General features: G+C 59.1%; 11 protein-coding genes and 1 tRNA gene. 6 read left to right on the forward strand and 6 right to left on the reverse strand.

Going from position 1 to position 10873, the window contains the following annotated elements; genetic code table 11:
• Positions 1–28: 28 nt before the first annotated feature.
• Both AACY18_RS26855 and AACY18_RS26860 read right to left on the reverse strand, forming a co-directional pair.
• Complete coding sequence (locus AACY18_RS26855; RefSeq protein ID WP_339466721.1) at positions 29–1357, reverse strand: D-arabinono-1,4-lactone oxidase; 1329 nt, start codon at positions 1355–1357, stop codon at positions 29–31.
• Positions 1358–1433: 76 nt separating this feature from the next.
• A complete protein-coding gene (locus AACY18_RS26860; RefSeq protein ID WP_339466703.1) occupies positions 1434–1787 on the reverse strand; it encodes a c-type cytochrome in 354 nt (117 codons plus the stop codon).
• A gap of 292 nt (positions 1788–2079) precedes the next feature.
• Here AACY18_RS26860 and AACY18_RS26865 point away from each other — a divergent pair, with 292 nt between their 5' ends.
• Positions 2080–3708 carry an NADP-dependent glyceraldehyde-3-phosphate dehydrogenase gene (locus tag AACY18_RS26865; protein ID WP_339466705.1) on the forward strand — a complete coding sequence of 543 codons (1629 nt, stop codon included), beginning with the start codon at positions 2080–2082 and terminating at the stop codon, positions 3706–3708.
• Positions 3709–3754: 46 nt separating this feature from the next.
• On the forward strand, positions 3755–4795 hold the full coding sequence (locus tag AACY18_RS26870; RefSeq protein WP_339466723.1) for an FUSC family protein: 1041 nt from the start codon (positions 3755–3757) through the stop codon (positions 4793–4795).
• A 3-nt stretch (positions 4796–4798) separates the two neighbouring features.
• On the opposite strand, the gene AACY18_RS26875 is transcribed toward AACY18_RS26870, so the two are convergent.
• Positions 4799–5692, reverse strand: a complete 894-nt coding sequence (locus AACY18_RS26875; protein ID WP_339466707.1) for a DMT family transporter — start codon at positions 5690–5692, stop codon at positions 4799–4801.
• A gap of 151 nt (positions 5693–5843) precedes the next feature.
• Here AACY18_RS26875 and AACY18_RS26880 point away from each other — a divergent pair, with 151 nt between their 5' ends.
• Both AACY18_RS26880 and AACY18_RS26885 read left to right on the forward strand, forming a co-directional pair.
• Positions 5844–6281, forward strand: a complete 438-nt coding sequence (locus AACY18_RS26880; protein ID WP_339466709.1) for an Lrp/AsnC family transcriptional regulator — start codon at positions 5844–5846, stop codon at positions 6279–6281.
• A gap of 56 nt (positions 6282–6337) precedes the next feature.
• The gene (locus AACY18_RS26885) at positions 6338–6664 is read left to right on the forward strand and encodes a YceK/YidQ family lipoprotein (RefSeq protein WP_339466711.1); all 327 of its coding nucleotides are present in this window, start codon (positions 6338–6340) and stop codon (positions 6662–6664) included.
• 381 nt (positions 6665–7045) lie between these two features.
• Here the strand turns inward: AACY18_RS26885 and AACY18_RS26890 are convergent, their stop codons facing one another.
• Positions 7046–7717: a Bax inhibitor-1/YccA family protein gene (locus AACY18_RS26890; protein WP_008081508.1), complete on the reverse strand. Its 672-nt coding sequence runs from the start codon at positions 7715–7717 to the stop codon at positions 7046–7048.
• 122 nt (positions 7718–7839) lie between these two features.
• Here AACY18_RS26890 and AACY18_RS26895 point away from each other — a divergent pair.
• Positions 7840–7927, forward strand: a tRNA-Ser gene (locus tag AACY18_RS26895).
• A gap of 139 nt (positions 7928–8066) precedes the next feature.
• On the opposite strand, the gene AACY18_RS26900 is transcribed toward AACY18_RS26895, so the two are convergent.
• Entirely contained in the window at positions 8067–9497 is a 1431-nt protein-coding gene (locus AACY18_RS26900) for an aldehyde dehydrogenase family protein (RefSeq protein WP_339466717.1), read from the reverse strand.
• Positions 9498–9619: 122 nt separating this feature from the next.
• On the opposite strand from AACY18_RS26900, the gene AACY18_RS26905 reads away from it, so the two are divergent.
• The gene (locus tag AACY18_RS26905; RefSeq protein WP_339466719.1) at positions 9620–10534 is read left to right on the forward strand and encodes a LysR family transcriptional regulator; all 915 of its coding nucleotides are present in this window, start codon (positions 9620–9622) and stop codon (positions 10532–10534) included.
• A gap of 172 nt (positions 10535–10706) precedes the next feature.
• On the opposite strand, the gene AACY18_RS26910 is transcribed toward AACY18_RS26905, so the two are convergent.
• On the reverse strand, positions 10707–10873 hold a 167-nt coding region (locus AACY18_RS26910; protein WP_339466725.1), incomplete at its 5' end, for an integrase core domain-containing protein.

Genomic DNA, 10873 nt, shown 5'->3' on the forward strand with positions numbered 1-10873 from the left:
AGGAGAAAATTGCGTCGATTGATCGCCATCAGCTCACCCCCAATATCGACGACAGATGCGCATTGAGAAACCGCCCGCTGGGATCCAGCGCCTGACGCACCTCGACAAACTCACGCCAGCGCGGGTACAGCGGCTGCAAGGTGCTCGCATTGAGCGTATGCAACTTGCCCCAGTGTGGCCGGCCGTTGTACTTCCAGAAGATCGGCTCGACGGCCGCAAAAAAGTTGTGGTGGTCCATTTGATAGTGCTGATGCACCGAGATCGAACAGCTGTCGCGGCCCTCGAACATGCTCAGCGGGATGTTGTCAGCCTTGACGTAGCGGTACTCGATGGGAAACCAGGTGCGCAGGTCTTTGTCCTGAATCAGCTTGAGGATTTCGCGCAGGCACGCTGGGCCGTGTTCGGCGGGCACCGAGTACTCCATCTCATTGAAACGCACGGTGCGTACGTTGGCGTAGATGTCGAACGAGTCGCCCACCCGCTCATCGAAACTCGCCAGATGCCGCAGGTTGTTGAGCAGCGTGCGGCGCAAATCAGGGAAGTCGCTGCCGTACTTGTCGATCTTCTCGATCAGGGTCACGAACGCGTTGCCGCCCTCCTCTTCAGGGCTGATCGGTGGCGTGGCCGGGTCGTCGGTTTCGTTGAGGGCGATGGACAAGGCGTAATCGGAATGGGTGACGACGAGCATTTCCCAGTGCTGGTTTTCACGGGTGTTCTTGTCCAGATCTTCGAGCAGTTCTTCGGTCCTGGCGATCCATTGGGTTTCGCGCAAACGATAGGCCGGGCGGTTTTGCAAACGGATTCTTGTCGCCACGCCAAGCGCACCGAGGGAGACGCGAGCGGCGTTGAACACTTCGCGATGGCGCTGACTGTCGCAGTCCAGCACCTCTCCGTTGGCCGTGACCAGTTGCAGGCCGCAGACGTGAGCCGAGTAGGACTGAAAGGTTTTGCCGGTGCCGTGAGTCGAGGTGGCAATCGCTCCGGCGAGGGTTTGATAATCGATGTCAGCCATGTTGTGCAGGGCTTGGCCGATCTCTTTCAACGGCACACCCATGCGCGACATCGGAGTGCCCGCGGCGAATTCGGCTTGCAGGGTTTTCGGGTCGTGGTCGAGCAGACCGTTGAAGTAACTCAGCGATATCAGCGTGCCGTCGGTGGGCACCAGAGCACTGAAGGAATGTGCCGAACCGACCGGGCGGATTTTGCCTTGGGCATGACGGATCAACGTCGTCAGTTCATCGAGGTTTTTCGGCGCCAGTCGCGCCGCCGGCAGGCAACTCTGCCCCCCCGACCAGTTGCGCCAGGGAATCAGCCGTGGCGCGCGCATCAACTGGCCCAGGGCCGGGATGCTCGCCAACGCAGTAAAGGCGCCGAAGATGCCTGCCCGTTGCAACAACTGACGCCGTGTCAAATCCATCGTCATGCCGGGCACCTTATTGAGGGAGGGGCTGGTCGGCCATGAAACCGATCAATTGCAGGAATTGGTCTTCGGTGCACTCGACGCATTGGCCCATCGGCGGCATCGCGTTGTAACCGTTGATGACGTGGTCCAGGAGCGTGTCGGCACCTTGCTGGATACGCGGTTCCCACGCTTTACGGTCGCCGGTGAGCGGTGCATTGGCCGCGGGATTGGCGTGGCAGAGTTGGCAACTGTTGCTGTAGATCTGCGCCAGCGCCGGATCGGCGGGGGTGGTGCTGCTGGGGGTGGCTGGGGATTTGACCTCATCGCCACAACCGAGCAGTGCCATCGACAGCACCATCAGGAAGGTAAACCGCAATGCCCGCATAACGATCCTCGCGTGGGATACCGCTTATTGTTGTGATCAAACCTTAAGGCAGGCACGTCAGCGGGTTGAGGGCATTGCGGGACAGTGAGGGGGGCTTCGGGGGCCAGCAGCGGATTTTCGACACACCACGGTCCAAAGCCGGGATGAGGTTTCATATGTGCCTTAAAGCTCTGTTCCGCGCCTCTGCGTGACATTCAGGTGACATTTGCAGGTTTAAATTTCGGCGCATTCAGGCGTATAACCTGTACAGACTTTTCCAAATGCACGCGGACATCCAACACGGGGTAGCGACATGACCACAGCAAATATCCTTGGCAACCTGTTCCCTTCTGTCAGCGACATCCCGGAAAAATACCGCCTCGACGGTCAGGTCGAGCAACGCGAATACCTGGTCGACGGCGAACTGCGCCGCTGGGATGGCCCTCTCGCCACCGTGCGCAGCCCGGTGTACTTGAATCACGGCGAGAACGGCGACGAACAAGTGATCCTCGGCAGCACACCGCTGCTCGACGCCGACACCGCCCTCACCGCCCTCGACGCCGCCGTCCGCGCCTACGACCGGGGCCAGGGCTTGTGGCCGACCCTGCGTGTGGCCGAACGTATCCAGCACGTCGAAGCCTTCCTCGGCCGGATGCGTCAGCAGCGTGATGCCGTGGTCAAACTGCTGATGTGGGAGATCGGCAAGAACCTCAAGGACTCGGAAAAAGAGTTCGACCGTACCTGCGACTACATCGTCGACACCATCAATGCCCTGAAAGAACTCGACCGCCGCTCCAGCCGTTTCGAGCTGGAACAGGACACGCTCGGCCAGATCCGCCGCGTGCCGCTCGGCGTGGCCCTGTGCATGGGGCCTTACAACTATCCGCTGAACGAGACCTTCACCACGCTGATCCCGGCGCTGATCATGGGCAACACCGTGGTGTTCAAACCGGCCAAGCTCGGCGTCCTGCTGATTCGTCCCTTGCTCGAAGCGTTTCGCGACAGCTTCCCCACGGGCGTGATCAACGTGATCTACGGCAGCGGCCGTGAAACCGTCAGTGCGCTGATGGCCAGCGGCAAAATCGATATCTTCGCGTTCATCGGCACCAACAAAGCCGCCAGCGACCTGAAAAAACTGCACCCCAAACCTCACCGTTTGCGTGCCGCGTTGGGGCTGGATGCGAAGAACCCCGGCATCGTCCTGCCGGAAGTCGATCTGGACAATGCGGTCAGCGAAGCCGTCACCGGCTCGCTGTCGTTCAACGGCCAACGCTGCACGGCGCTGAAGATCCTGTTTGTCCATGAGGATGTCGTTGATAGCTTCATAGAGAAATTCAACGCCAGACTGGCTACGCTCAAACCCGGCATGCCGTGGGACAGCGGCGTGTCGCTGACGCCACTGCCAGAGTCGGGCAAGGTCGATTATCTGCATGCTCTGGTGGCGGATGCGCGCAGCAAGGGCGCCGAGGTGGTCAACCCCAACGGCGGTGAATCCCGCGAATCATTCTTCTACCCGGCGGTGCTGTACCCGGTGAATCCGCAGATGCGCATCTATCAGGAGGAGCAGTTTGGCCCGGTGGTGCCGATCGTGCCGTACCGCCATCTCGATACCGTGATCGATTACGTGCTGGAATCGGACTTCGGTCAGCAACTGAGTATATTTGGCACCAACCCGGTAGCGGTCGGGCGTCTGGTCGACACCTTCGCCAATCAGGTCGGACGGATTAACCTCAACGCCCAGTGCCAGCGCGGCCCGGACACCTATCCGTTCAACGGTCGCAAGAACTCCGCCGAAGGTACGTTGTCGGTACACGATGCACTGCGGGTGTTTTCGATCCGCACACTGGTGGCGACCAAGTACCAGGACAGCAACAAGGATCTGATCAGCGAAATCATTCGAGGACGCGATTCGAGCTTCCTGACCACCGATTACATCTTCTGACGAGGGCCATGCACTGAGTACGTTCAGCAACCACCGACTGCCACCGCTGTTGCGCCGAATCCTGCGTCCGTTATTGGACCCGTATCGGCGCTACCGACACGCCCGACTGATCCACGCGGTGCGGGTGGCATTGGGGTTGTTGGCGACCATCCTGCTGACCACCGGCATCAACCTGCCCCACGGCGAGTGGGCGTCCGTGACCATGCTGGTGGTGATCGGTGGCTTGCAGCACCACGGCAACATCGGCAAGAAAGCCGCCGAACGCGCCACCGGCACCTTGATCGGCGCCGGTGTGGGTTTGCTGCTGGTGGCTCAGCAGGCGTGGCTCGGGATGCCGTGGCTGACGTACTTCGCCATGGCGGTGGTCTGCGGTTTTTTCTCCTATCACGCCATCGGCAAGGGTGGCTACACCGCCCTGCTCTCGGCGATTACCGTTTTCATTGTCGCCGGGCACGGCGACAATCCGATCACTGACGGGTTGTGGCGTGGGGTCGATATTCTGATCGGCATTGCGCTGGCCCTGGCGTTCTCCTTCGCCCTGCCGCTGTACGCGGTGTATTCCTGGCGCTACAAACTGGCCGACGCCTTGCGCGACTGCGCCACCGTGTATGGGCGGATCATCAGTGGCCAAGCGGTCAGCGCTGATGAGCATCTGAAACTGATGGGGCGCTTGAGCGGTGTAATGGTGCAACTGCGCTCTCTGATGCCGTCGGTGTCCAAGGAAGTGAAAGTCTCGATGACAGAGCTCGATGCGATTCAGCGCAACCTGCGCATGTGCATCAGCACGCTGGAGATCCTCGGCAACACCCGTCCGGATGCCAACGACCCGCACGCCATGGCGCACCTGCAATCGGCGTTGCAGGCCGAGCACCGGCAGATTCGCGTGCAATTGATCGGCATGGCCCGCGCCCTGAAATCCGGCGCAACGCAGCGACTGGATCGCTCGTTGGAGTTGCCGGATGCCAGCCTTGACGCCCCCGTCTACAGCCCGCTGGATGGCTATCGCTTGTTGACCCGGCAACTCGCCGCGAACGTCGCGGAGATGCGCCAGCGCTTGGCGAAAACCGCGCCGCGCTGGAACATCTGAGGGCTACGGCGTTACCAGTCGCCGACTCTTGAACCCCCACCCCCTTTGCATACCGGCGGCCGCCAGCAGGATCGCGGCCACTCCCCCCCACTGGAGCACTTCCAGGCGATGGCCGAAGGCGAACCAGTCGACGAAAATCGCGGCAATCGGGTAGATGAAGGACAGTGCGCCGGTCAGTGCGGTCGGCAACTTCTGAATCGCGCCGTACAACAGCACGTACATAAGGCCGGTGTGGACGATGCCCAGCGCCAGCAGACTGGCCCACGCACCCGGCGCTTGCGGCAACTCGCTGAAATGCGCGAACGGCGCGAGCAGCAGTACCCCGGTGCACACCTGAATCAGTGCGATCAGGTGCGGCGGCGTGCCAGTCAGGCGCTTGATGATCATCGCTGCCATCGCATAGAGAAGCGCCGCGCCTAACGCCAGGGCGATGCCGATCAGATAGTCATCACCGCCCTCGCCTTGCTGGCCGTGGGCACTGACAATCGCCAGCATCCCCATGAATGAAATCCCCAGCCAGAACAGCTTCTGCAAGGTGATTTTCTCGCCGAGAAACAATGCTGCCAATCCGACCAGCATAAACGGCTGCACGTTGTACACCGCCGTGCCGATGGCAATCGAAGCCCGAGAGTACGAGGCGAACAACAATACCCAGTTACCGACAATCGCCGCGCCGCTGAGTACCGCCAGCAAGAACGTGGCGCGGGTCACAATGCCCGGGCGTAGAAGACCGAACGCCGCGCAAATCAACAGCAAGGTGACGGCACCGAACACGCAGCGCCAGAACACCACATCGAGCACCGGCTGCCCGGACATCAGCACGAACCAGCCGATTGTCCCGGATATCAGCATGGCGGCGGTCATCTCGATTGAGCCACGACGGAGTGTGTTGTCCATCATCAAATCTCCTTTACGTTGGAGGAAAGCGTGGCAAAAGTATGCCAAGCAGGCACGCGGCCGCTCCAGCGCAATAAACAGGCTAAACTCGATTTCTACCTTTCTTATCGCGGGTTATTTACGCAAACAGCCTAATACTGGAGTTGAATTCATGACCGACGATATCGACCGGATACTCATCAGCGCACTGATGGAAGATTCGCGGCGCTCGCTCAAGGCGCTGGCCCAGATCAGTGGCCTGTCCTCGCCCAGCGTGGCCGAGCGCTTGCGGCGCCTGGAAGAACGCGGCGTGCTCAAGGGCTTTACCGTGGAGATTGATCCGAAGTGCTTCGGTTATCAATTACAGGCCATCGTCCGCGTCCGTCCGCTGCCGGGGCAGCTTCAAGAGGTTGAGCGGCAGATCATGTCGATTCCAGAATTCACCGAGTGCGACAAGGTGACGGGCGAGGACTGCTTTATCGCCCGACTGCATGTGCGCTCGATGGAGCAACTCGACACCCTGCTCGATCGCCTCAATACCCTGGCCGAAACCAATACGGCAATCGTCAAGAAGACCCCGGTCAAGCGTCGTTTGCCACCGATGGCTTGAGTGCATTGGGCGCAAGATCGGGGTAGATTGAGGTTTTTCCGGCAAGGATTGGCGGTATGAAAATTCAGGCATTGATGCTGGTAGCGATGTTACTGACCGGGTGCGGCACGGTACAGACCGTTGTTTTGAGCGATAAGAGTGCTACCGAGCAGCTCAAAACCAAGAAAACCTACTGCGGCGCCGTCCCCCGAATCTACAGCGGCGTGACCTACGACCTCTGCATGCTGCACGCAGAAAAGCCGGAAGACGTCGATGCGTTCAGCCACAACAACGCCTCGTTCGGCCTGTTAGTCGATGCGGCCGCCTCGGGCATCCTCGACACTTTGCTGTTGCCCTATACGATTTACAAACAACAGGCCGACGGCGGCATCGTGGTCAACTGATTGAAACCTCCGGACGCCAAGACATCCAGAGGCTACAGCGGTTTATTCGAGCAGTTGTTGCAGGTCTGGGGCGCAATTGCTCGGATCTTTCCAGACCTGCCGATGGTGGAGGCGCCGAGGTCGATGTCGATACCTGATGTGTAGGTCTGGCCGCTAACGGACCGCAATGCTGCCACAGCCTCTAGTACCACTGGCGCAGCTCGTGTTGGTGCTTCAGAAGGCGGGCCTGAGTTTTGGCAGCCGTTCTTGCATGCTCACGGCTGCAGGTCATTTCAAAAGATGCCAGCCTTTCCCGGCATTTCGAGAGTCAATAGCCACAACCCTTTTTCTCGGGCAACAAAAAACCCGCCGAAGCGGGTTTCTTGTTGAAGCGGGCTGCGATCAGTCGTCGCGGCTCATGATGCCGAATATCTGCAACAAGCTGATGAACAGGTTGTAGATCGATACATACAGGCTGATGGTCGCCATGATGTAGTTACGCTCGCCGCCGTGGATGATGGCGCTGGTCTGGAACAGGATGCAGACGGACGAGAACAGCACGAAACCTGCGCTGATCGCCAGTTGCAGGCCGCTGATCTGGAAGAAGAAACTGGCCAGCGTTGCGCCCAGCAACACGAAGAACCCAGCGGTGATGAAACCACCGAGGAAGCTCATGTCCTTGCGGGTGATCAGTACGTAAGCCGACAGACCACCGAACACCAGTGCAGTCATCGCGAACGCCGAGCTGACCACTTCAGCGCCGCCCTGCATACCCAAGTATCGGTTGAGGATCGGGCCGAGCAGGAAACCCATGAAACCGGTGAGCGCAAACGCGGACACCAGGCCCCAAGCGGAATCACGGAGTTTGTTGGTGAGGAAGAACAGCCCGTAGAAGCCGATCAGCACCACGAAAATGTTCGGGTAGCCAACGCGCATCTGCTGGGCAACAAAAGCCATCACACCGCTGAATGCGAGGGTGAGAGCCAGTAGGCCATAAGTGTTGCGCAGGACGCGGCTAACCTCTAGCTGCTCAGCCTGCACGCTGTTATTAACTGCGTAATCCTGTTCGCGCATGGCGACACTCCTGTTGGTTTGAAACGTTCAGTCGCAAAGATCATAACAGACGCTCTGTAACAAGCCATGCAGAGAGTTTGACAGTGTGTTTCATTCAGGTATTATGACGCCCGCAACGCAACGGAGGTGTGGCCGAGTGGTTTAAGGCAACGGTCTTGAAAACCGTCGACTGTAACAGGTCCATGAGTTCGAATCCCATCGCCTCCGCCATTTTATGTACGACAAAGCCCTGATTATTCAGGGCTTTGTCGTTTCTGGGGTTTGAGACTTCTGCTTCGACCTACACGGATCGTTTCCGCATCTTTTCTGCCATTTGCGCAACCCTGCCTTTCGGACCCCACTGGCCCAGTCATTCCAACGGGTCGTACCTGAGTAATGTCTTGGGCTCCAGATACGCGCTCATCCCCCACTTGCCCATTTCGCGCCCAAGCCCTGATTGCTTGAATCCACCGAAGGGGGCACGCGGTTCGTGGGCCAAGGTGTTGATGAGCACGCGTCCCGAATCGATCTGACGGGCGACGTTCATACAACGTTCGGAGCTTTTTCCCAGCACCAGGGCGCTCAGCCCATAGTCCGTATCGTTGGCAATGCTGATCGCATCGGCATCATCCTCGTAGGGGATGATCGTCAGCACGGGGCCGAAGATTTCCTCACGCGCGATGCGCATCCGGTTGTTGGCATCAGTGAAGATCGTGGGCTTCACGAACCATCCGGCATGCAAGCCTTCCGGGCGACCTTCGCCACCTGCCAACAACCTCGCGCCTTCTTCGTGGCCAGTGCGGATGTAGCGCTGCACCCGCTCCCATTGTTTCAGGCTCACCATCGGGCCTATGTCGGTGTTGGCGTTTCGCGGATCAGCCGATTGAATCTGTGAGACACCCTCCTTCGCAATCCGCTCGAACTCTGCCAACCGGCTGCGTGGCACGAGGATGCGAGTGCCCGCGATACAAGCCTGGCCGCTGTTGAGAAATCCGGTTTGCATTACTAACGGCATCACTGCGTGGAAATCCGCATCGTCAAGCACCACGGTGGGCGACTTGCCGCCAAGTTCGAGCGTCACACGCTTCATGGTGTCAGCACCGGTTTTTACCAGATGTCGCCCGATAGCGGACGACCCCGTGAACGAGATCTTGGCAACATCGGGATGACGGGCGATTTCCTCACCTACTACATCGCCTCGCCCGTTGACGATATTGAATACACCCGGTGGCAGCCCCGCTTCGTGCAACGCACTGACCACGACCTGCGTCTGTAACGCGCTCATCTCGCTTGGCTTGATGACGGCAGTGCAGCCTGCTGCCAGCGCGGTGGCCAGCTTGTTGCAGATGAAACCCGCATTGCTGTTCCAGGGCGTGATCAGACCGGCAACGCCCACGGGCGTCAGAATGACCCTGGCCATGCCGACCTGCTCCTCAAAATCGAACGCCTCCAGTGCATCGATTGCTTGCGCGATCACATCGGCCGGGTAAGTCGCCATCGAGCGCGCGCGATTCGCAGGTGCGCCGTATTCCACGAGGATGGCTTCCAGCAGTTCTTCCTCCTTTGCCGCCACGGCCTGGTGCATGCGTTGCAATACCGAAATGCGTTCTTCCCGGCTTGTACGAGCCCACGCCGGGAACGCCGCCTTGGCTGCTGCGATGGCACGCTGTGCGTCCAATGCATCGCCCAACCGAACCTGACCAATGACTTCCTCGGTGCTCGGGTTATGAAGGTCGAACCATTCCTGGCCGTGTGGCGTAACGAACTCGCCGTTGATGTAGATGTGTTCAATGCGCTGCATGATGACTCCTCGCTCAAAATGACTCGCCTGAATCGAGCCATTGTGATGAAGTCTATGAAGGGTTCATTAATCCGATAAGCCATCCTTTGGCATATGAACCATCCTTATATTCAGGACAATCCATGCACAGATCAGGAATGACCGAGCTGGAAGTCGTACTGGCCGTTTCGCGCCGCAGCAGTTTTCGCGGCGCTGCACAGGAATTGGGCATGTCCACTACCGCCGTGAGCAGCGCGGTGGCTGGTCTGGAAGCACGCCTGAAGGTACGTCTGTTCAATCGCTCGACGCGCAGTGTTGCCCTCACGGACATCGGCCAACGCTATGTGGCACGCATCGCACCTGCGTTGGCACAGATCAAGAGTGCCGGCGAAGAGGCCAGCGTCGGCCCCGATGAACCCAGCGGCACATTGCGCATCAATGCACCGCATGGCGCGGCCTACTTGTTGCTGGAGCCGTTATTGAAGCAGTACGCGCAGCGCTATCCCGAAGTACGCATCGACATCGTCAGCGAATCAAGCATGGTCGACATCATCGCCGGTGGCTTCGACGCCGGGATTCGCCTGGCAGAGTCTGTGCCGCAAGACATGATTGCCGTGGCACTGTCGGGTGACGTCCGGATGCTCGTGGTAGCAACGCCCGAGTACCTCGAACGCCACGGCGTGCCCGAGCATCCGCGAGATCTACTCACCCACCGGAGTATCGGTATGCGCATGGCCCATGGTGGCCTATACCAGTGGGAATTGGAGCGCGATGGCCAGAAAGTACAGATGGATCTGCCAGTGTGCTTCGCCTCCAACGAAATGCTGGCAATCAAACAGGCCGTGTTGTTGAGCCTTGGCATTGGTTTCATTTCCGAGTGGTTCATCCAGGAAGAACTGGCAAGCGGCGCCCTGGTGCCGGTATTGATCCCGTGGTGCCCGTCGTTTGGTGGGTTGAGGCTCTACTACTCGGGCCATCGCTTCGTGCCGGCGCGACTGCGCGCGTTAATTGAACTCGCGCAGGAGTTGCGGCCCAATCTGAGTTCGCGAGTATTTTGAGCCGATGACCACAGGTCTAATTGATGCCAACCTTCAGGATGTACTTGTGGTTTTTGAAGAAGTACCCAACGTAGATTTAAGCGTCATGTGTGAACAACTACAGACCGCTAGACGCGAGCTATTGAATCAACTGGCTGGACTTGCCCCTACCAAACCGGACACCAACTCCCCGTTAAATTGATGCTGCCGCTAAGCGCCTGAACTCCCTCGGAGAGCGATAGTTCAAGGCGCTGTGTGGATGCTGCTCGTTGTAGTGCTCGAAGGCAATTGCCAAGTTACGCAACGCCGTTTCTCGATCCGGCTTGGGCATGTGCGCCACGTAATCTCGCTTAATCGTCT

It is taken from the genome of Pseudomonas sp. EA_65y_Pfl2_P74 (assembly GCF_963970575.1).
GTDB classification, from domain to species: Bacteria; Pseudomonadota; Gammaproteobacteria; order Pseudomonadales; family Pseudomonadaceae; genus Aquipseudomonas; species Aquipseudomonas baetica_A.

Excerpts from the sequence above, each read along its gene's own strand:
- AACY18_RS26860 (WP_339466703.1), bottom strand. The coding sequence starts at position 1,787 with ATGCGGGCATTGCGGTTTACCTTCCTGATGGTGCTGTCGATGGCACTG.
- AACY18_RS26865 (WP_339466705.1), top strand. The coding sequence starts at position 2,080 with ATGACCACAGCAAATATCCTTGGCAACCTGTTCCCTTCTGTCAGCGAC.
- AACY18_RS26875 (WP_339466707.1), bottom strand. The coding sequence starts at position 5,692 with ATGGACAACACACTCCGTCGTGGCTCAATCGAGATGACCGCCGCCATG.
- AACY18_RS26880 (WP_339466709.1), top strand. The coding sequence starts at position 5,844 with ATGACCGACGATATCGACCGGATACTCATCAGCGCACTGATGGAAGAT.
- AACY18_RS26885 (WP_339466711.1), top strand. The coding sequence starts at position 6,338 with ATGAAAATTCAGGCATTGATGCTGGTAGCGATGTTACTGACCGGGTGC.
- AACY18_RS26890 (WP_008081508.1), bottom strand. The coding sequence starts at position 7,717 with ATGCGCGAACAGGATTACGCAGTTAATAACAGCGTGCAGGCTGAGCAG.
- AACY18_RS26900 (WP_339466717.1), bottom strand. The coding sequence starts at position 9,497 with ATGCAGCGCATTGAACACATCTACATCAACGGCGAGTTCGTTACGCCA.
- AACY18_RS26905 (WP_339466719.1), top strand. The coding sequence starts at position 9,620 with ATGCACAGATCAGGAATGACCGAGCTGGAAGTCGTACTGGCCGTTTCG.